The sequence below is a fragment of the Burkholderia sp. CCA53 genome (genome assembly GCF_001685525.1).
GTDB lineage: Bacteria > Pseudomonadota > Gammaproteobacteria > Burkholderiales > Burkholderiaceae > Burkholderia > Burkholderia multivorans.
The window spans coordinates 1,095,679-1,116,186 of record NZ_BDDJ01000001.1 but is presented as its reverse complement, the minus strand read 5'-3'; the positions used below and the strand labels follow the sequence as shown (position 1 = coordinate 1,116,186).

At 67.3% G+C, this 20,508-nt stretch carries 19 protein-coding genes; 14 read left to right on the top strand and 5 right to left on the bottom strand.

What is annotated here, in order from left to right; genetic code table 11:
- Positions 1–13: 13 nt before the first annotated feature.
- The 10 genes from murD to lpxC all read left to right on the top strand — a co-directional run bounded on the left by murD (position 14) and on the right by lpxC (position 11,465).
- Positions 14–1,525, top strand: a complete 1,512-nt coding sequence (gene murD, locus BCR55_RS05155) for a UDP-N-acetylmuramoyl-L-alanine--D-glutamate ligase (RefSeq protein WP_053297666.1) — start codon at positions 14–16, stop codon at positions 1,523–1,525.
- On the top strand, positions 1,522–2,805 hold the full coding sequence (gene ftsW / locus BCR55_RS05150) for a putative lipid II flippase FtsW (RefSeq protein WP_006400442.1): 1,284 nt from the start codon (positions 1,522–1,524) through the stop codon (positions 2,803–2,805). Before murD ends, ftsW begins: the two co-directional genes overlap by 4 nt.
- Positions 2,802–3,905, top strand: a complete 1,104-nt coding sequence (gene murG, locus BCR55_RS05145) for an undecaprenyldiphospho-muramoylpentapeptide beta-N-acetylglucosaminyltransferase (protein WP_006407640.1) — start codon at positions 2,802–2,804, stop codon at positions 3,903–3,905. The genes ftsW and murG overlap by 4 nt, the downstream gene beginning before the upstream one ends.
- The gene (murC, locus tag BCR55_RS05140) at positions 3,902–5,299 is read left to right on the top strand and encodes a UDP-N-acetylmuramate--L-alanine ligase (protein WP_065494269.1); all 1,398 of its coding nucleotides are present in this window, start codon (positions 3,902–3,904) and stop codon (positions 5,297–5,299) included. Before murG ends, murC begins: the two co-directional genes overlap by 4 nt.
- Position 5,300: 1 nt before the next feature.
- Positions 5,301–6,242: a D-alanine--D-alanine ligase gene (locus tag BCR55_RS05135; protein ID WP_065494268.1), complete on the top strand. Its 942-nt coding sequence runs from the start codon at positions 5,301–5,303 to the stop codon at positions 6,240–6,242.
- 18 nt (positions 6,243–6,260) lie between these two features.
- Positions 6,261–7,013: a cell division protein FtsQ/DivIB gene (locus BCR55_RS05130; RefSeq protein WP_006400438.1), complete on the top strand. Its 753-nt coding sequence runs from the start codon at positions 6,261–6,263 to the stop codon at positions 7,011–7,013.
- A gap of 26 nt (positions 7,014–7,039) precedes the next feature.
- Entirely contained in the window at positions 7,040–8,272 is a 1,233-nt protein-coding gene (gene ftsA, locus BCR55_RS05125) for a cell division protein FtsA (protein ID WP_006400437.1), read from the top strand.
- 144 nt (positions 8,273–8,416) lie between these two features.
- Positions 8,417–9,613, top strand: coding sequence for a cell division protein FtsZ (ftsZ, locus tag BCR55_RS05120; RefSeq protein ID WP_006400436.1), 1,197 nt, complete (start codon positions 8,417–8,419; stop codon positions 9,611–9,613).
- Positions 9,614–9,800: 187 nt separating this feature from the next.
- Complete coding sequence (locus BCR55_RS05115; protein ID WP_006407636.1) at positions 9,801–10,307, top strand: peroxiredoxin; 507 nt, start codon at positions 9,801–9,803, stop codon at positions 10,305–10,307.
- A gap of 240 nt (positions 10,308–10,547) precedes the next feature.
- Positions 10,548–11,465 carry a UDP-3-O-acyl-N-acetylglucosamine deacetylase gene (gene lpxC, locus BCR55_RS05110; RefSeq protein WP_012214184.1) on the top strand — a complete coding sequence of 306 codons (918 nt, stop codon included), beginning with the start codon at positions 10,548–10,550 and terminating at the stop codon, positions 11,463–11,465.
- A gap of 76 nt (positions 11,466–11,541) precedes the next feature.
- Here the strand turns inward: lpxC and BCR55_RS05105 are convergent, their stop codons facing one another.
- A complete protein-coding gene (locus BCR55_RS05105) occupies positions 11,542–12,024 on the bottom strand; it encodes a DUF721 domain-containing protein (protein ID WP_006400433.1) in 483 nt (160 codons plus the stop codon).
- Between the two features lie 256 nt (positions 12,025–12,280).
- Between BCR55_RS05105 and secA the strand changes: the two genes are divergently transcribed.
- The 4 genes from secA to BCR55_RS05085 all read left to right on the top strand — a co-directional run bounded on the left by secA (position 12,281) and on the right by BCR55_RS05085 (position 17,811).
- Complete coding sequence (secA, locus tag BCR55_RS05100; protein ID WP_006407635.1) at positions 12,281–15,079, top strand: preprotein translocase subunit SecA; 2,799 nt, start codon at positions 12,281–12,283, stop codon at positions 15,077–15,079.
- 143 nt (positions 15,080–15,222) lie between these two features.
- Entirely contained in the window at positions 15,223–16,464 is a 1,242-nt protein-coding gene (gene argJ / locus BCR55_RS05095) for a bifunctional glutamate N-acetyltransferase/amino-acid acetyltransferase ArgJ (RefSeq protein ID WP_053297664.1), read from the top strand.
- Positions 16,465–16,483: 19 nt separating this feature from the next.
- Positions 16,484–17,353, top strand: coding sequence for an ATP-binding protein (locus tag BCR55_RS05090; RefSeq protein WP_006407632.1), 870 nt, complete (start codon positions 16,484–16,486; stop codon positions 17,351–17,353).
- Positions 17,350–17,811 (top strand): NUDIX domain-containing protein, encoded by a 462-nt coding sequence (locus tag BCR55_RS05085; RefSeq protein ID WP_006409614.1) that lies wholly within the window; start codon positions 17,350–17,352, stop codon positions 17,809–17,811. The genes BCR55_RS05090 and BCR55_RS05085 overlap by 4 nt, the downstream gene beginning before the upstream one ends.
- A gap of 61 nt (positions 17,812–17,872) precedes the next feature.
- On the opposite strand, the gene BCR55_RS05080 is transcribed toward BCR55_RS05085, so the two are convergent.
- From BCR55_RS05080 to BCR55_RS05065, 4 genes are all read right to left on the bottom strand, one after another.
- On the bottom strand, positions 17,873–18,070 hold the full coding sequence (locus BCR55_RS05080) for a DNA gyrase inhibitor YacG (RefSeq protein ID WP_006400427.1): 198 nt from the start codon (positions 18,068–18,070) through the stop codon (positions 17,873–17,875).
- A 27-nt stretch (positions 18,071–18,097) separates the two neighbouring features.
- On the bottom strand, positions 18,098–18,853 hold the full coding sequence (gene zapD / locus BCR55_RS05075) for a cell division protein ZapD (protein WP_006400426.1): 756 nt from the start codon (positions 18,851–18,853) through the stop codon (positions 18,098–18,100).
- 119 nt (positions 18,854–18,972) lie between these two features.
- A complete protein-coding gene (gene coaE, locus BCR55_RS05070) occupies positions 18,973–19,581 on the bottom strand; it encodes a dephospho-CoA kinase (protein ID WP_006407630.1) in 609 nt (202 codons plus the stop codon).
- A 3-nt stretch (positions 19,582–19,584) separates the two neighbouring features.
- Complete coding sequence (locus BCR55_RS05065) at positions 19,585–20,496, bottom strand: A24 family peptidase (RefSeq protein WP_053297663.1); 912 nt, start codon at positions 20,494–20,496, stop codon at positions 19,585–19,587.
- Between the last annotated feature and the right edge of the window lie 12 nt (positions 20,497–20,508).

The window sequence follows — 20,508 nt, the reverse complement described above, 5'->3', positions numbered from 1 at the left end:
GATGTCTGGCGAGATGTTTGGAGATCGGCAACGGCCGATGGTGCTTGTGCTGGGGCTCGGCGAATCGGGCCTCGCGATCGCGCGGTGGTGCGCGAGGCACGGGTGCCGGCTGCGCATTGCCGATACCCGCGAGGCGCCGCCGAACCTTGCCGCACTGCGCGCCGAAGGCATCGACGCTGAATTCGTCGGCGGGCCGTTCGGGCCCGCGCTGCTCGACGGCGGCGTCGAGATCGTCGGGTTGAGCCCCGGCCTGTCGCCGCTCGAGCCGGCGCTCGCGACGCTGCTCGCGGCGGCGAACGAGCGCGGCGTCGCCGTATGGGGCGAACTCGAATTCTTCGCGCAGGCGCTGCGCGCGCTCGGCACGAGCGGCTATCAGCCGAAGGTGCTCGCGATCACCGGCACGAACGGCAAGACGACGACGACGAGCCTCACGGGCCTGCTGTGCCAGCGCGCGGGCAGGAAGGTCGCGGTGGCCGGCAACATCAGCCCGGCGATGCTCGACCGGCTCGCGGCCGCCATCGACGACACGGCGCTGCCCGACGTCTGGGTGCTCGAACTGTCGAGCTTCCAGCTCGAAACCGCGCGCACGTTCGCGCCCGATGCGGCCGCGATCCTCAACATCACGCAGGATCATCTCGACTGGCACGGCAGCTTCGACGCGTACGCGGCGGCGAAGGGCCGGATCTTTGGCGCGACGACGACGCGCGTGCTGAACCGCGACGATCCGGTCGTGATGAAGTTCGCACCGGCAGCCGGCGCGGCCGACGCGCCGCGCACGATCACGTTCGGCCTGAACGAGCCGACGCAGGACGGCGATTACGGGCTGTCGCGCGACAACGGCATCGCATGGCTCGTCGAAGCGATCGATCGCGACGCACCGGACGAAACGGCGACGACGACGCGCCGTCGCAAGCGCGACGCGCATACGCCCGATATCGCGCACAAGAGGCTGATGCCGGCCGACGCGCTGCGCATCCGCGGGCTGCACAACGCGGCGAACGCGCTGGCCGCCTTCGCGCTCGCGCGCGCGATCGATCTGCCGGCCGCGCCGCTGCTGCACGCGCTGCGTGAATACCGCGGCGAAGCGCATCGCGTCGAAGTGATCGCGACGATCGACGACGTCGATTACGTCGACGACAGCAAGGGTACGAACGTCGGCGCGACGGTCGCCGCGCTCGACGGGCTCGCGCAGAAGACCGTGCTGATCGCCGGCGGCGACGGCAAGGGCCAGGATTTCGCGCCGCTCGTCGCGCCGGTCGCGCGCTGGTGCCGTGCGGTGATGCTGATCGGCCGCGATGCGCCGGCGATCCGCGACACGCTTGCGGAAACCGGCGTGCCGCTCGCCGAGCACCCGACGCTCGAAGCGGCCGTGCACGCGGCGGCGGCGCTCGCGGAGCCCGGCGACGCGGTGCTGCTGTCGCCCGCATGCGCGAGCCTCGACATGTTCCGCAACTATGCCCACCGGGCGGACGTGTTCCGTGCGGCGGTCGACGAACTCGCCACCGACAAAGGAGCGACGCCATGAGCTGGTCCGATCGCCTCGTCTCCCGTTTCAACGACCGGCGCGATGCCGGCGGCAATGCCGCGGGCGGCCGCGTCGCGTCGGCCACGCGCGCGGCGACCGGCGGCCTCGCGAGCGTCGTCAACGGCGTGCGCCCGAGCCGCTCGCGGATGCTCGATTTCGACTACTCGCTGCTGTGGGTCGCGATCGCGCTGCTCGGGCTCGGCGTCGTGATGGTGTATTCGGCGTCGATCGCGATGCCCGATTCGCCGAAGTACGCGCAGTATCACGACTACGCGTTCCTGATGCGCCACGTCGTCTCGCTCGTCGTCGCGTTCATCGCGGCGGTGATTGCGTTCCGCGTGCCGGTGTCGACGTGGGACAAGTACGCGCCGCACCTTTTCCTGATCGCGCTCGTCGGCCTCGTGATCGTGCTGATTCCGCACGTCGGCAAGGGCGTGAACGGCGCACGGCGCTGGATTCCGCTCGGCATCACGAACATGCAGCCGTCGGAAATCATGAAGCTCGCGGTGACGATCTACGCGGCGAACTACACGGTGCGCAAGCAGGAATACATGCAGAGCTTCGCGAAGGGCTTTCTGCCGATGGCGTTCGCGGTCGGCCTCGTCGGCGCGCTGCTGCTGCTCGAACCGGACATGGGCGCGTTCATGGTGGTCGCGGCGATCGCGATGGGCGTGCTGTTCCTCGGCGGCGTGAACGGCAAGCTGTTCGGCGGCCTCGTCGCGACCGCGATCGGCACGTTCACGATGCTCGTGTGGCTGTCGCCGTGGCGGCGCGAGCGGATCTTCGCGTATCTCGATCCGTGGGACGAGCGCTACGCGCAGGGCAAGGCGTACCAGCTCACGCACTCGCTGATCGCATTCGGCCGCGGCGAGTGGTTCGGCGTCGGTCTCGGCGGCAGCGTCGAGAAGCTGAACTACCTGCCGGAAGCGCATACCGACTTCATCCTCGCGGTGATCGGCGAGGAGCTCGGTTTCGTCGGCGTGCTGGTCGTGATCCTGCTGTTCTACTGGATCGTGCGCCGCGCGTTCGAGATCGGCCGTCAGGCGCTCGCGCTGGACCGCACGTTCGCGGGGCTGATGGCGAAGGGCATCGGCATCTGGTTCGGCGCGCAGGCGTTCATCAACATGGGCGTGAACCTCGGGCTGCTGCCGACGAAGGGCCTGACATTGCCGCTCGTCAGCTACGGTGGCTCGGGCATTTTGCTGAACTGCGTCGCGCTTGCGGTGCTGCTGCGGGTCGACTACGAGAACCGGGTGCTCATGCGCGGAGGGAAGGTATGACCGCGTCGCGACGCACGCTGATGGTGATGGCAGGCGGCACCGGGGGCCACGTGTTCCCGGGGCTCGCGGTCGCGCACCGGATGGAAGCGGCGGGCTGGCGCGTCGTGTGGCTCGGCAATCCGGCCGGGATGGAAGCGACGCTCGTGCCGAAGCACGGGATTCCGATGGAATACGTGCGCTTCGGCGGGCTGCGCGGCAAAGGGCTGAAGACCAAGCTCGCACTGCCGTTCAACCTGCTGCGTGCCTGCGCGCAGAGTCTCGGCGCGCTGCGCCGCGTGCGGCCTGACGTCGTGCTCGGCATGGGCGGCTACATCACGTTCCCGGCCGGCGTGATGACCGCGCTGTCGGGCCGTCCGCTCGTGCTGCACGAGCAGAATTCGATCGCGGGCCTCGCGAACAAGGTGCTCGCGAAGTTCGCGAAGCGCGTGCTGGTCGCGTTTCCCGGCGCGCTGCCGCACGCCGAATGGACCGGCAATCCGATTCGCGCGGAACTTGCGCGCACGGAACCGCCCAAAGCACGCTATGCGGCGCGCAGCGGCCCGCTCAACGTGCTGGTCGTCGGCGGCAGCCTGGGCGCCGCCGCGCTGAACGAAGTCGTGCCGCGTGCGCTGGCGCTGCTCGCGCCGGGCGAGCGTCCGCGCGTCGTGCATCAGGCGGGCGCCAAGCACATCGACGCGCTGAAGGCGAATTACGAAGCCGCCGGCTTCGCGGCCGGCGACGACGTGCGGCTCGTGCCGTTCATCGACGACATGGCGGCCGCGTATGCGGCGGCCGATCTCGTGATCTGCCGCTCCGGTGCGATGACGGTGTCGGAAATCGCGGCGGTGGGCGTCGCGGCATTGTTCGTGCCGTTCCCGTACGCGGTCGACGATCACCAGACGACCAACGCCGCGTTCCTCGCCGATGCGGGTGCCGCGGTGCTGGTGCAACAACGCGACCTGTCGGCGGAACTGCTCGCCGACTGGCTGCGCGGCCAGTCGCGGGCGTCGCTCGCGGCGATGGCGGAGCGTTCGCGCTCGCTGGCAAAGCCCGAGGCTACCGACGAAGTCGCGCGCGTGTGCGCGACGGTAGCCGGCGCGAACCTGGAATCATTGCAATGAAACACATCGTCAAACACATTCATTTCGTCGGGATCGGCGGCGCGGGCATGAGCGGCATCGCGGAAGTGCTCGTCAATCTCGGCTATCAGGTCAGCGGCTCGGATCTCGCGCGCAACGCGGTGACCGATCGCCTGGCTGCGCTCGGTGCGCGGATCGCGATCGGCCATGACGCGGCGAACATCGAAGGCGCGAACGCGGTCGTCGTGTCGACGGCCGTGCGCTCGGACAACCCGGAAGTGCTGGCCGCGCGCGCGCAGCGCGTGCCCATCGTGCAGCGCGCGGTGATGCTCGCGGAACTGATGCGCCTGAAGCAGGGGATCGCGATCGCCGGAACGCACGGCAAGACCACGACGACGAGCCTCGTCGCGAGCGTGCTCGCCGCGGGCGGCCTCGACCCGACGTTCGTGATCGGCGGCCGGCTGATCAGCGCCGGCGCGAACGCGCGGCTCGGCACCGGCGACTTCATCGTCGCCGAGGCCGACGAATCCGACGCGTCGTTCCTGAACCTGTATCCGGTGATCGAAGTGATCACGAACATCGACGCCGATCACATGGATACGTACGGCCACGATTTCGCGCGGCTCAAGCAGGCGTTCATCGAATTCACGCAGCGCCTGCCGTTCTACGGCAGCGCGGTCGTGTGCGTCGACGATCCGAACGTGCGGCAGATCATCCCGTTCATTTCGAAGCCGGTCGTGCGCTACGGCCTGTCGGCCGACGCGCAGGTGCGCGCGGAGGACATCGACGCGCGCGACGGTCGCATGCATTTCACGGTGATCCGCGAAGGACGCACGCCGCTCGCGGTCGTGCTGAACCTGCCGGGCCTGCACAACGTGCAGAACGCGCTCGCGGCGATCGCGATCGCGACCGATCTCGGCGTGTCGGACGACGCGATCCAGCAGGCGCTGGCCGAATTCAACGGCGTCGGCCGGCGCTTCCAGCGCTACGGCGACGTGCCGACCGCCGACGGCGGCCGCTACACGCTGATCGACGACTACGGTCATCACCCGGTCGAGATGGCCGCGACGATCGCGGCCGCACGCGGTGCGTTCCCCGGCCGCCGGCTCGTGCTCGCGTTCCAGCCGCACCGCTATACGCGCACGCGCGACTGCTTCGACGATTTCGTCAACGTGCTGTCGACGGTCGACGCGCTGGTGCTGACCGAAGTGTATGCGGCCGGCGAGGCGGCGATCGCGACGGCCAACGGCGACGCGCTGTCGCGCGCGCTGCGCGCGGCGGGGAAGGTGGAACCGGTGTTCGTCGAGACGGTCGACGCGTTGCCGGAGGCACTGGCGAAGGTCGCGCAGGACGGCGACGTAGTAATCACGATGGGCGCGGGTTCGATCGGCGGCGTGCCGGCGAAGATCGTGCAGAACACGCAACAGAAGGGATGACATGAGCGGGATCGATCCGAAACGTTTCGGCAAGGTGGCGGTGTTGTTCGGCGGCGAATCCGCCGAGCGCGAGGTGTCGCTCACCTCGGGCCGCCTCGTGCTGCAGGGGCTGCGCGACGCAGGCGTCGACGCCCATCCGTTCGACCCGGCCGAGCGGCCGCTGTCGGCGCTGAAGGACGAAGGCTTCGTGCGCGCGTTCAACGCGCTGCACGGCGGCTACGGCGAGAACGGCCAGATCCAGGGCGCGCTCGATTTCTACGGCATTCGCTACACGGGCAGCGGCGTGCTCGGCTCGGCGCTCGGGCTCGACAAGTTCCGCACGAAGCTCGTGTGGCAGCAGACGGGCGTGCCGACGCCGCCGTTCGAGACGGTGATGCGCGACGACGACTACGCCGCGCGCGCGACCGAGATCGTCGCGAAGCTCGGCCTGCCGCTGTTCGTGAAGCCGGCGAGCGAAGGCTCGAGCGTCGCGGTGCTGAAGGTGAAGACGGCCGACGCGCTGCCGGCCGCGCTCGCGGAAGCCGCGACGCACGACAAGATCGTGATCGTCGAGAAGAGCATCGAAGGCGGAGGTGAATACACGGCGTGCATCGCCGGCGATCTCGATCTGCCGCTGATCAAGATCGTGCCGGCGGGCGAGTTCTACGACTATCACGCGAAGTACGTGGCCGACGACACGCAATACCTGATCCCGTGCGGGCTGCCGGCCGACCAGGAAGCGAAGCTGAAGCGCCTCGCGCGCCGCGCGTTCGACGTGCTCGGCTGCACCGACTGGGGCCGGGCGGACTTCATGCTCGACGCGGCCGGCAACGCGTACTTCCTCGAAGTGAACACGGCACCGGGCATGACCGACCACTCGCTGCCGCCGAAGGCCGCGCGCGCAATCGGCATCAGCTATTCGGAACTGGTCGTGAAGGTGCTGTCGCTCACGCTCAACGACTGACGCGGAAACGGAACACGTATGTGGAACAACGTTCGCCAACTCAACCTTGCCGCCAGCGCGTTGTACGCGCTGCTGCTGCTCGTGTTGGCGGCGGCCGGCTGCTACTGGCTGATTCAGCGTCCGACGTTCACGCTGCGCGAGATACGGATCGACGGCGACACCGAGCACATCAACACGCCGACGGTGCGTGCGGGGCTCGTCGGCCGGCTGAAGGGCAACTTCTTCACGGTCGATCTCGACACGGCGCGCGCCGCGTTCGAGCAGATGCCGTGGGTGCGGCACGCGAGCGTGCGCCGCGTGTGGCCGAACGCGCTCGCCGTGACGCTGGAAGAGTACAAGCCGCTCGGTACCTGGGGCAGCAGCCAGCTCGTGAGCGTCGACGGCGAGCTGTTCACCGCGAACCAGGGCGAGCTCGATCGGGAACTGCCCGCGTTCGACGGCCCGGAGGGCAGTGCGAAGGAAGTCGTCGCGCGGTATCGCGACTTCGAGAAATGGTTTGCGCCGCTGAAGGCGGCGCCGGAAGAAGTGACGCTGTCGGCGCGCTACGCGTGGACGGTGAAGCTGTCGAACGGGATGCAGGTCGAGCTGGGCAGAGAGCGCAACAACGACACGCTGCATGACCGGAGCCAGCGCCTCGTCGCCGCGTGGCCGGCGGTCACGGAGCGCTGGGGCAACGACATCGAGTACGCGGACCTGCGCTATCCGAACGGATTCGCGATTCGCGCGGCAAGCATGCGGTTCCTGACCGATACCGACAAGCGCAAGAAGTAACGAGAGATCACACGCAAGAGCACTTTATGAGCAAAGACTACAAGGATCTGCTGGTTTCCCTCGACATCGGCACGTCGAAGGTGGTGGCCATCGTCGCCGAGCTGAAGGGCGAAGGCCATTACGAGGTGATCGGTCTGGGCCAGAGCGAATCGAAGGGTCTGAAAAAAGGTGTGGTGGTCAACATCGAGGCCACCGTGCAATCGATCCAGCGCGCGCTCGAGGAAGCCGAGCTGATGGCCGACTGCAAGATCACCAACGTGTTCACCGGCATCGCGGGCAGCCATATCCGCAGCTTCAATTCGAGCGGGATGGTCGCGATCAAGGACAAGGAAGTCACGCAGACGGACGTCGCGCGCGTGATCGAGACCGCGAAGGCGATCAACATCCCGACGGACCAGCAGGTGCTGCACATCCTCACGCAGGAATTCATCATCGACGGGCAGGAAGACGTGCGCGAGCCGATCGGGATGAGCGGGATCCGGCTGGAAGTGAAGGTGCACATCGTGACGGGCGCGGTCAGCGCCGCGCAGAACATCGTCAAGTGCGTGCGCCGCTGCGGGCTCGAGGTGAACGACCTGATCCTGCAGCCGCTCGCGTCGTCGCTCGCGGTGCTGACCGAAGACGAGAAGGATCTCGGCGTGGTGCTCGTCGACATCGGCGGCGGCACGACCGACATCGCGATCTTCGCGGAAGGCGCGATCCGTCACACGGCCGTGATTCCGATCGCCGGCGACCAGATCACGAGCGACATCGCGATGGCGCTGCGCACGCCGACGCCCGATGCGGAAGACATCAAGGTCGGCTACGGAATCGCGAAGCAGGCACTCGCCGATCCGGACGAGATGGTCGAAGTGCCGGGTCTCGGCGAGCGCGGTCCGCGCACGCTGTCGCGCCAGGCGCTCGCGGCCGTGATCGAGCCGCGCGTCGAGGAACTGTTCTCGCTCGTGCAGCAGGTCGTGCGCGAATCGGGTTACGAAGAACTGCTGAGCTCCGGCGTGGTCATTACCGGCGGCGCGGCGATGATGCCGGGCATGGTCGAGCTCGGCGAGGACATTTTCCTGAAGCCGGTGCGCATCGGTGCGCCCGAGTACGCGGGCGGTCTTGCCGACGTCGTGCGCAATCCGCGCTATTCGACGGCGATGGGGCTGCTCGTCGAAGGCAGCGCGCAGCGCATGCGCGGCCGCAAGGTTGCGGTGCAGTCCGGCAACGCGGGGCAGATCTTCTCGCGGATGAAGGAGTGGTTCCTGAGCAATTTTTAAGCGCCGCGCGGCTCGGCAAACCGAGCGTGCGGAGAACCGAATCGAAATTCGCGCTGGTGCCGGCGGCTGGCGCGCGACAGGGGGTTGCCCGATCTCCTGCCGAATAACGGCCGAGTAGCGGTAATTTTCTTGACGGAGGCAACAATGGAATTCGAAATGCTGGAAACCGAAACCAACGGCACCATCATCAAGGTGGTCGGCGTTGGCGGCGCTGGCGGCAATGCCGTGCAGCACATGATCAACCGCGGCGTGCAAGGCGTCGACTTCATCGTGATGAACACGGATGCGCAGGCGCTGTCGCGTTCGCGTGCACCGTCGGTGATCCAGCTCGGCAATACCGGCCTTGGCGCCGGCGCGAAGCCGGAAATGGGCCGTGCAGCGGCCGAGGAAGCGCGTGAGCGCATCGCCGACGCACTGCGCGGCGCGCACATGGTGTTCATCACGGCCGGCATGGGCGGTGGCACCGGCACGGGCGCGGCACCGGTCGTCGCGCAGATCGCGAAGGAGATGGGCATTCTGACCGTCGGCGTGGTCAGCAAGCCGTTCGAGTTCGAAGGCGGCAAGCGCATGCGCGTCGCGGAAGCCGGTTCGCAGCAGCTCGAGGATCACGTCGATTCGCTGATCGTCGTGCTCAACGACAAGCTGTTCGACGTGATGGGCGACGACGCCGAGATGGACAAGTGCTTCCAGTGCGCGGACGACGTGCTGAACAACGCAGTGGCCGGCATCGCGGAAATCATCAACGTCGACGGTCTCGTGAACGTCGACTTCGAAGACGTGAAGACGGTGATGGGCGAGCAGGGCAAGGCGATGATGGGCACGGCGACGGTCGCCGGCGTCGATCGCGCGCGCCTCGCGGCGGAACAGGCCGTGGCGAGCCCGCTGCTCGAAGGCGTCGATCTGTCGGGCGCGCGCGGCGTGCTGGTCAACATCACGTCGAGCCGTTCGCTGCGTCTGTCGGAAACGCGCGAAGTGATGAACACGATCAAGAGCTACGCGGCGGAAGACGCGACGGTGATCTTCGGTGCGGTGTACGACGACGCGATGGGCGATGCGCTGCGCGTGACGGTCGTGGCGACGGGTCTGGGCCGTGCGGCGAAGAAGCAGCAGTCGGCACCGATGACGCTGCTGCGCACCGGTACCGACAACCAGCCGGTCAACGCGGTTTCGCACGGCTACGCACAGCCGCACCACGTCAGCACGGCAGACTACGGCGCGCTCGACACGCCGGCGGTGTGGCGCAACTCGCGCGAAACCGCGGCATCGCACGTGCAGGCGCTGCAGGAGAAGGGTGTCGACACGTACGACATTCCGGCTTTCCTGCGCAAGCAGGCCGACTGACGCATACACAGGCGAAGCCGCGGCGGTGTCGCCGCGGTAACGCCGGCGTGACGGATGCCACGAACCGCAACAGGCCGCGTCGAGACGACGCCGGGCCGGGAGACGTGCCCTCTTCGCTTGCGCGAAGCGGGGTGGGTCGTGCTGTCCGCAACATGCCGAAAAACCGTATCGCTATGAGGGACCAGCCATGATTCAAGTGGGCGACGCGCTGCCCGACGCGCAACTGTTCGAATTCGTCGACGACGCGCGCGAGGGCTGCACGCTGGGGCCGAACGCCTTCAGCGTGCGCGAACAGGTCGCGGGCAAGCGTGTGGTGATCTTCGGATTGCCGGGCGCTTTCACGCCGACCTGCTCGGCGCAGCATGTGCCGGGCTATGTCGAGCACGCGGAGCGCTTGCGCGCGGCGGGCATCGACGAGATCTGGTGCGTGTCCGTCAACGACGCATTCGTGATGGGCGCATGGGGACGTGATCTGCACACCGCGGGCAAGGTGCGCATGATGGCGGACGGCAGCGCGGCTTTCACTCATGCGCTGGGGCTGACGCAGGATTTGTCCGCGCGTGGCATGGGAATCCGTTCCCTGCGCTACGCGATGGTGGTCGACGACGGTGTGGTCAAGACGCTGGCCGTCGAAGCGCCGGGCAAATTCGAAGTGAGCGATGCGGCGAGCGTGCTCGCGACGTTGACGTCCTGATCGTGCGGTGCGCCGTTGCTTGCCGGCAACGCCGCTTACCGCGCTCGGGGCAGTTGTAACACGGGCCGATGACCGGAAACGCCTCCGTTCCGGGCATCGGCCCGTCCCGTATCGGCGCGGGTAAACAGTCGAAACAGATTGATACGCAGTTTCAAACGGCGTTGAATAGGGAATTACGCTATAATCACGCCTATCGAAGATAACTCCTGATTGGAATCTTCAATCAAGACAAAGAACATCATGCTGAAGCAGCGCACCATCAAATCGATCGTGAAGACCGTCGGTATCGGTCTCCACTCGGGCCGCAAGGTCGAACTGACGCTCCGTCCCGCCGCGCCGGGCACGGGGATCGTGTTTTCGCGCGTCGACTTGCCCACGCCCGTCGATATTCCGGCCAGCGCGATGTCGATCGGCGACACGCGGCTCGCATCGGTGCTGCAGAAGGATGGCGCGCGCGTGTCGACGATCGAGCACCTGATGTCCGCGTGCGCGGGGCTCGGCATCGACAACCTGTATGTCGACGTGACGGCCGAGGAAATCCCGATCATGGATGGCAGCGCGGCATCGTTCGTGTTCCTGATCCAGTCGGCCGGCATCGAAGAGCAGAATGCGCCGAAGCGCTTCATCAAGGTCAAGAAGCCGGTCGAAGTGCGCGACGGCGACAAGTTCGCGCGTCTCGATCCGTTCTTCGGCTTCAAGCTGAAATTCACGATCGACTTCCGTCATCCGGCGGTCGACAAGACGGGCCAGGCGCTCGAGGTCGACTTCGCGAACACGTCGTACGTGCGCGAGATCGCGCGCGCGCGCACGTTCGGCTTCGCGCACGAAGTCGAGATGATGCGCGAACTGGGCCTGGCGCGCGGCGGCAGCATGGACAACGCGATCGTGCTCGACGAGTACCGCATCCTGAACAACGACGGCCTGCGCTACGACGACGAATTCGTGAAGCACAAGATGCTCGATGCGATCGGCGATCTGTACGTGGTCGGCCATCCGCTGCTCGCGTCGTACACCGCGTACAAGTCGGGGCACGGGCTGAACAACGCGCTGCTGCGCGAACTGCTCGCACACGAGGACGCTTACGAGATCGTCACGTTCGACGATCCGCAAGCTGCGCCGAGCGGCTTCGCGTTCGATACGCAGACGGCCTTCGCGTAAGCGCGGCAAGTCGAATCTGTAAAAAAAGCGGCCTGCGGGCCGCTTTTTTATTGCGTTTCGCTTGCGCGCCGCGTGCTCAGCGCGGCGTCTTCTTCGCGCCGTGGCGCGCGGCCATCCGCGCGAGCGCGGCCTGCAGCGGCGACGGCGCGAGATGGTCGGCCAGATCGCGCAACGCGGCCGCGCCGGCTGGCGTCATGCGCGCCTGCTTCTGCGGCGCCGGTTCCGGCGCGTCCTTCGGCCGCACGCGCACGCGCAGCGTCGACACGGGCCAGCCGCGTTTTTGCAGATCGGCGAGCAGGCGCGGTTCGACCTGCCGCAAGCGGGCCGCGAGCGCGTTGTGGGCGGCAAAGAGGGTCAGGGTGCCGTCCTTCACGAAGCCCGGTTCGACGTGCGCCGCCAGATAGTCGGGCAGCAACGCGGCGAGGTCGCGCTGCAGCGACGCGACCTGCTCGACGCCGGCGCGCAGTGCGGCGAAGGCATCGGCGCGGCCGAGCACTTCGGACACGGGCTGCGGGCGATACGCGGGGAGCGGGCCGAAACGGTTGGAAAAGCGGGTCATCGAGTCATTCTTCGGGCGCGCACGCGCGCGGAGGTTGCCGCCGATTGTACTCGCGCCGGCCCGCGCCCGCGCGGGTTTCGGCGCTCGCGACGCGCATGCGGCGCGCAACCGCGATCCCGCCGAGACACGGGCGCGTGCGCCCTCGCGTGCTAAAATTCGACGTTTGAGTCCACCCATTCGCTAAGCCGCCGGGGCTCGGGCGTCGGGGCGCGCAACACGCGCCGGGCGCCGGTGCTGCGACGCAGGATCCGATCCGATGACAACCGGTTTTCTCCAGAAAATTTTTGGCAGCCGCAACCAGCGGCTCGTCAAGCAATACCAAAAGACCGTCGCGGCGATCAATGCGCTCGAAACGCAGATCGAGAAGCTGACGGACGACCAGTTGCGCGGCAAGACGGACGAATTCCGCCAGCGTGTCGCGGCCGGGGAGTCGCTCGACAAGCTGCTGCCCGAAGCGTTCGCGGTCTGCCGCGAGGCGAGCCGCCGCGTGCTGAAGATGCGCCACTTCGACGTGCAGCTGATCGGCGGCATGGTGCTGCACTACGGCAAGATCGCCGAAATGCGCACCGGCGAAGGCAAGACGCTGGTCGCGACGCTGCCCGTCTACCTCAATGCGCTGTCGGGCCGCGGCGTGCACGTCGTGACGGTCAACGACTATCTCGCGCAGCGCGACGCCGAATGGATGGCGCGCCTCTACAACTTCCTCGGTCTGTCGGTCGGCATCAACCTGTCCGGGATGGAGCACGACCAGAAGCAGCAGGCGTACGCGGCCGACATCACGTACGGCACGAACAACGAGTTCGGCTTCGACTACCTGCGCGACAACATGGTCTACGAGACCGGCGCGCGCGTGCAGCGGGCACTGAACTTTGCAGTCGTTGACGAAGTCGACTCGATCCTGATCGACGAGGCGCGCACGCCGCTGATCATCTCCGGCCAGGCCGAGGATCACACCGAGCTGTACGTGCGGATGAACGCGCTGCCGCCGCTGCTCGAGCGCCAGATCGGCGAGGAGAAGGCCGACGGCACTGGCGTCGAGAAGCCGGGCGACTACACGCTCGACGAGAAGTCGCGCCAGGTGTTCCTGACCGAGTCGGGCCACGAAAAGGCCGAGCGCCTGCTCGCCGAGTGGGGCCTCATCGGCGAGGGCGAAAGCCTGTACGCGCCGCAGAACATCACGCTGATGCACCACGTGTACGCGGCGCTGCGCGCGCACACGCTGTTCCACAAGGATCAGCACTACGTCGTGCAGAACGGCGAAGTGGTCATCGTCGACGAATTCACGGGCCGCCTGATGGCGGGCCGCCGCTGGTCCGACGGCCTGCATCAGGCGGTCGAGGCGAAGGAGCACGTGAAGATCCAGAGCGAGAACCAGACGCTCGCGTCGATCACGTTCCAGAACTACTTCCGGATGTACGCGAAGCTCGCGGGCATGACCGGTACCGCCGATACCGAAGCGTACGAATTCAACGAGATCTACGGTCTCGAGACGGTCGTGATTCCGACCAACCGTCCGCCGAAGCGGATCGACAAGCAGGACCAGATCTACAAGACGGCCAAGGAGCGCTACGACGCGGTGATCCGCGACATCCGCGACTGCTACGAGCGCGGTCAGCCGGTGCTCGTCGGCACGACGTCGATCGAGAACTCGGAGCTGCTGTCGCACCTGCTGAAGCAGGCCGGGCTGCCGCACGAAGTGCTGAACGCGAAGCAGCACGAGCGCGAAGCCGCGATCGTCGCGGAAGCCGGACGCCCGCGCGCGATCACGATTGCGACCAACATGGCCGGCCGCGGCACCGACATCGTGCTCGGCGGCAACGTCGAGAAGCAGGCCGCGTTCATCGAGGCCGACGAGTCGATTCCGGCCGACGAGAAGGCGCGCCGCATCCAGCAGCTGCATGACGAGTGGGAATCGCTGCACGAGCAGGTGAAGGCGGCCGGGGGCCTGCACATCATCGGCACCGAGCGGCACGAGTCGCGCCGGATCGACAACCAGCTGCGCGGCCGTGCGGGCCGTCAGGGCGATCCGGGCTCGTCGCGCTTCTATCTGTCGCTCGACGATCCGCTGCTGCGCATCTTCGCGGGCGACCGCGTGCGCGCGATCATGGATCGTCTGAAGATGCCCGAAGGCGAGGCGATCGAGGCCGGCATCGTCACGCGTTCGATCGAGTCCGCGCAGCGCAAGGTCGAAGCGCGCAACTTCGACATCCGCAAGCAGCTGCTCGAGTACGACGACGTCGCGAACGACCAGCGCAAGGTCATCTACCAGCAGCGCAACGAACTGCTCGAAGCGCACGACATCACCGAGACGATCACCGCGATGCGTCACAGCGTGATCGCCGACGTCGTCCGCCAGTTCGTGCCGGAAGGCAGCATCGAAGAGCAGTGGGACGTGCCTGAGCTCGAGGAAGCGCTGCGCAACGACTGGCAGCTCGATCTGGCGATTCAGGAAATGGTGAACGAGTCGTCGTCGATCACGGCGGACGAGATCCTCGACGCGGTGACGACGGCCGCCGACGAGCAGTACGAAGCGAAGGTTGCGCTGGTCGGCCGCGAATCGTTCAGCGCGTTCGAGCGCTCCGTCATGCTGCAGACGGTCGACCGCCTGTGGCGCGAGCACCTGGCGGCGCTCGACCACCTGCGTCAGGGCATCCACCTGCGCGGTTACGCGCAGAAGAATCCGAAGCAGGAATACAAGCGCGAGGCGTTCGAGCTGTTCGCAGCGATGCTCGAGGCGATCAAGCAGGAAGTCACGCGGATCGTGATGAACGTGCAGATCCAGTCGCCGGAGCAGCTCGAAGAGGCGGCCGAGCAGATCGAGGAGCGCAGCAGCCATCTCGAGAACGTCGAGTATCAGCACGCGGAGTTCGCGGAAGCCGGCGCGCCGGCGGCCGGCGGTGCGGCGGTCGCCGCGGCCGCCGCGACGGCCGACATGGTCGGCAGCGCGATGGCGCACAGCGGCCCCGGCGGCGAAATGCCGAAGGTCGGCCGCAACGACCCGTGCCCGTGCGGCAGCGGCAAGAAGTACAAGCACTGTCACGGCAAGCTGTCATGATCGGCGGCGCGGCGTGCCCTGTGCGCCGCGTCGTGTTGGGTTGACGTCAGTGATCTGAGTTGCGGCGGCGCGCGCGAGCGGCCGCCGGTTCGTCCAATCGATGCCGGCGCGCGCCGGCATTTTCCTTTCGGCAGGTGTGCCCCATGGCTGTCAATTTTCCGTCGATCGATCCCGCCCAACTGCATCCCGTCGCCGGCGTCACGCTCGGCTGGGCCGAAGCGAACATCCGCAAGCCGAATCGCAAGGACGTGCTCGTCATCTCCGTCGACGAAGGTGCGACGGTCGCCGGCGTGTTCACCGAGAACCGCTTTTGCGCGGCGCCCGTCACCGTATGCCGCGAGCATCTGGCGAAGGTGCGCGCGGGCGGCGCGGGGATCCGCGCGCTCGTCGTGAATACGGGCAACGCCAATGCGGGCACGGGCGAGCCGGGCCTTGCGAACGCGCGCGAAACCTGCGCCGAACTCGCGCGTCTGGCCGGCATCGAGCCGTCGCAGGTGTTGCCGTTCTCGACCGGCGTGATCCTCGAACCGCTGCCGATCGATCGGCTGAAGGCGGGCCTGCCGGCCGCGCTGGCGAACCGCGCTGCCGCGAACTGGTACGACGCCGCGCAGGCGATCATGACGACCGATACGCTGCCGAAGGCCGCGTCGCGCCGCGTGACGATCGACGGCCACACGGTCACGCTGACGGGCATCAGCAAGGGCGCGGGGATGATCAAGCCGAACATGGCGACGATGCTCGGCTTCCTCGCCTTCGATGCAGCGGTTGCGCAGCCGGTGCTCGACACGCTCGTGAAGGAAGTCGCCGACCGCTCGTTCAACTGCATCACGATCGACGGCGATACGTCGACGAACGACTCGTTCATGCTGATCGCGTCCGGCAAGAGCACGCTGCCGGCGATCACGTCGACCGACTCGCCGGCCTACGCGGCGCTGCGCGATGCGGTCACGGCGCTCGCGCAGACGCTGTCGCAGCTGATCGTGCGCGACGGCGAGGGCGCGACGAAGTTCATCGCGGTGCAGGTCGAAGGCGGGCGCAGCGTCGCCGAGTGCCGGCAGATCGCCTATGCGATCGGCCACTCGCCGCTCGTCAAGACGGCGTTCTACGCATCGGACCCGAACCTCGGCCGGATTCTCGCGGCGATCGGCTACGCGGGCGTCGCGGATCTCGACGTCGACAAGATCGACCTGTATCTGGACGACGTCCTCGTCGCGAAGGCGGGCGGCCGCAACCCGGCCTACCGGGAAGAGGACGGCCAGCGCGTGATGAAGCAGAGCGAGATCACGATCCGCGTGCTGCTCGGCCGCGGCGACGCGCAAGCAACGATCTGGACGTGCGACCTGTCGCACGATTACGTGAGCATCAACGCGGATTACCGCTCCTGATCGGGGGCGCTCGAACGACATGGACAAGCTCGAACAATTTCTGACGCGGGCCGAAGCGCTGCTCGGCCGCCTCGAATCCATGCTGCCGCCCGCGCCGGCAGCCGTCGACTGGAACGCGGCGCACGCGTTCCGCTGGCGCAAGCGCCAGGGGCGCGGCTATCTGCAGCCGGTGCCGGCCGTGTCGACGATCACGCTCGACGATCTGCACAACATCGATCGCCAGAAAGGGCTGATCGAGCAGAACACGCGGCAGTTCGTCCAGAAGAAGCCGGCCAACAACGTGCTGCTGACGGGCGCGCGCGGCACCGGCAAGTCGTCGCTGATCAAGGCGTGCCTGAACGCGTTCGCGAACGACGGGCTGCGCCTGATCGAAGTCGACAAGGACGATCTGCACGATCTCGGCGACATCGTCGAGCTGATCTCGCCGCGCCCCGAGCGCTTCATCGTGTTCTGCGACGACTTGTCGTTCGAGGACGGCGAGTCGGGCTACAAGGCGCTGAAGGTCGCGCTCGACGGCTCGATCGCCGCGCAATCGGACAACGTGCTGATCTACGCGACGTCGAACCGCCGCCATCTGTTGCCCGAGTACATGAGCGACAACGAGACGTACAAGCACCTGCCGGACGGCGAAATCCATCCGGGCGAGGTTGTCGAGGAAAAGATCTCGCTGTCCGAGCGCTTCGGGCTGTGGGTCAGCTTCTACCCGTTCAAGCAGGACGACTATCTCGACATCGTCGCGCACTGGCTGCGCCATTTCGGTTGCCCGGAAGCGGAAATCGAGACCGCGCGCGGCGACGCGCTCGTGTGGGCGCTCGAGCGCGGGTCGCGTTCGGGACGCGTCGCATGGCAATTCGCGCGCGACTGGTCGGGCCGCAAGGAGCAGGCATGAGCGGCGTCGATGGCGTGGCGTCCGCCGCGCACGCACCCGACGGGCGCAAGGTGACCGAAGTCGCGGTCGGCGTGATGGTGCAGTCCGACGACGCGACCGGCCGCAGCCTCTACCTGCTCGCGCAGCGGCTGCAGGGCAAGCCGTACGAAGGCTACTGGGAATTTCCGGGCGGCAAGCTCGAGGCCGGCGAGAGCGTCGAGGACGCGCTCGCGCGCGAACTGCACGAGGAACTCGGCATCGTCGTCACGGCGAGCCACCGCTGGCACACGCTCGAGCACGACTATCCGCACGCGTACGTGCGGCTGTATTTCTGCAAGGTCACGGGCTGGACGGGCGAGCCGCACAGCAAGGAAGGGCAGGCGTTCGTCTGGCAGCCGCTGCCGGTCGACGTCGCGCCGCTGCTGCCCGCGGCGCTGCCGGTGCTGGCACTGCTCGAGCAGGAGGCGGCGTCACGCTGACGTCGCCGCGGCCGGCCCGTGCGGCCGATCGCTTCGCATACCCGGCGGCGTCGCGCGCCGCTCAGTTGTCGCGGCGTTCGTCCGTGCCGTCCTCATCGGACAGCGGCGCATCGTCCGAGCCGCCGATCCGGTACTTTTCGGACGCCCATGCACCGAGGTCGAGCTGTTTGCAGCGGGCCGAACAAAACGGACGGAATTGATTCTCGGGCGTCCAGCGCACCGCTACGCCGCACGACGGACATTTGACAACGGTAACCATACGAAAAAACGATCCGGCACGCGGCCGTTACAGATTGCACAAGGTCAGCTGGAACGGCACGTCGATGTCGACCGCGCGCGGCCGCACGTCGCCGTCCTGCATCGTGAACCGCACCCAGAGCATGTACTTGTTCGCGCTCGCTTCCGGTATCACGTGCAGTTCGCGCGGCACACGCACCTGCATCAGCTGATAGCTGCGGCCGGACAGCATCTGCTGATAGCTGCCCTGCATCGCCATCACTTTCGACGCCTGACCCGATTCGCGCGCGAGCCGCAGCACGATCGTCGCCGCGTCGCGCAGCGGCAGCAAAGGCATGATCCACTTCGCGATGTCCTGGCGCCGCTGCTCGGCGGGCCATTGCTGCCATGCGTAGTACGACGGCAGGTCGAACTTGCAGGTGCCGCCGGGGATCACCGCGCGGCTGCGAATGCTCGCGAGCCATTCGTTGTCGACCAGATGCTGCCCCGTCTTGCCCTGCATTTGCGCGAGATTGGCGAGCGTCTGCTCGATCTCGCCGAGCACGGCTTCGAGCGCGTTCTGTTCGATGCCGGGATTGCCGCGAAACGGCGCGAGCGTCTGGCGCTGACGTTCGAGCTCCTTCATCAGATCCGATTTCAGGTCCGCGCGGCCCGTCACCTCGGCGATTTCGAACAGCGTCGTCAGCGCGACGTGATGTTCCCGCGGGTCCTCTTGAGCCAAAAAGAACGCGAAGCGCTCGAACAAGTCTTCGAGGCGCAGCAGCGTGCGAATTCGCTCATTGAACGGATACTCGTAAAGAATCAAGCGCGCTCGCCTCTCGGATAGGGATGGAAACAATGCAGGACATTCTAATGCTCACACTCTACCCTAGCAACGCGCCAATTTCGTACGCCATCACGAGTGCGCGCGCGTTCAACGCATCGTTAGCGCATCGTTGCCGCGTGCTGCAGATAGCGTTGGTGCAGTGCATCGACCTGCGCGGCGAGTGCCGCCGGCGTCGCCGCGTCGTTGACGATCACGTCGTCGGCCGCGGCAAGACGCGCCTCGCGCGTCGCCTGCCGCGCGATGATCGCTTCGACCTGCTCGCGCGTGAAATCGTTGCGCCGCATCACGCGCGCAATCTGGGTCTCGACCGGACAGTCGACGACGAGTATCCGGTCGGCACGCGCCTTCCAGTTGCCCGATTCGACGAGCAGCGGCACGACGTATATCACGTACGCGCCTTGCGCTTCGCGCGCTTCGCGATCGGTTTCCGCGCGGATCAGCGGGTGCGTGATCGCTTCGAGGCGGCGGCGCGCAGCGTCGTCGCTGAAGACGAGCGCGCGCATCTTCGCGCGATCGAGCGAGCCGTCGGCGGCGACGAAATCCGGCCCGAACGTACGCTCGATCTCGCGCATCGCGAGACCGCCCGGCGCGGTAATACGGTGCGCGATCACGTCGGTATCGACGATCGACGCGCCGCGCGCGGCAAACAGATCGGCGACGGTCGTCTTGCCGCTGCCGATACCGCCGGTGAGTCCCACTGAAAACATGTGTCAGCCTCCGAGCGCGGAATAAAAAGGGGTGCCGAAAAACAGCGTAGCCGCCCCGCCGGCCGCAAGGAACGGGCCGAACGGAATCGGCTCCTCGAAACGCATGCGGCCGCGCCAGGTCGCGACGAGCCCGACGAGCGCGCCCGTCACGGCTGCGAACAGCACGACCTGCGGCAGCGCGGCCCAGCCGAGCCACGCGCCGAGCGCCGCGAGCAGTTTCAGGTCCCCGAAGCCGATGCCCTCGATGCCGCGCAGCCATTTGAACAGCCAGTAGATCGACCACAGGAACAGATAGCCGGCCATCGCGCCGATCACCGCCGAACGCAGCGACGCGAACGTGCCGCCGAGATTCAGCACGAGGCCGGCCCACAAGAGCGGCAGCGTCATCGAGTCGGGCAGGTAGCCGGTGCGCATGTCGATCGCGCTCATCGCGAGCAGCGCCGCGCACAGGCCGAACGCGGCCAGCGCGGTGCCCGTCATCCCGAAGGCCGCGAGCGAGCCGGCCGCGAGCAGGCCGCCGGCCAGCTCGACGAGCGGATAGCGCGCGCCGATCGGACGGCTGCACTGCCTGCAGCGCCCGCGCAGCAGCAGATAGCTGACGAGCGGGATGTTTTCCCACGCGCGCAGCACGTGGCCGCAATGCGGGCAGGCGCTGCGCGGACGGCAGAGGTCGTAGCGCAGCGGATAGCCGTCGTCGGGTGCGGCCGCCGCATTGCCGGTTGCGTCGGCAATCTCGCGCTGCCACGCGCGCTGCATCATCACCGGTAACCGGTGCACGACCACGTTGACGAAGCTGCCGACGCACAGGCCGAGCACGACCGCGAACACATACTGCGCGGCAGGCGGCAGCATCGCCAGGGCGAGCAGCGTGCTCTCGGGCGCAGAAGAGGCGGCGTACAGGGGCGCGGGCGTCATGATGCTGAGGGG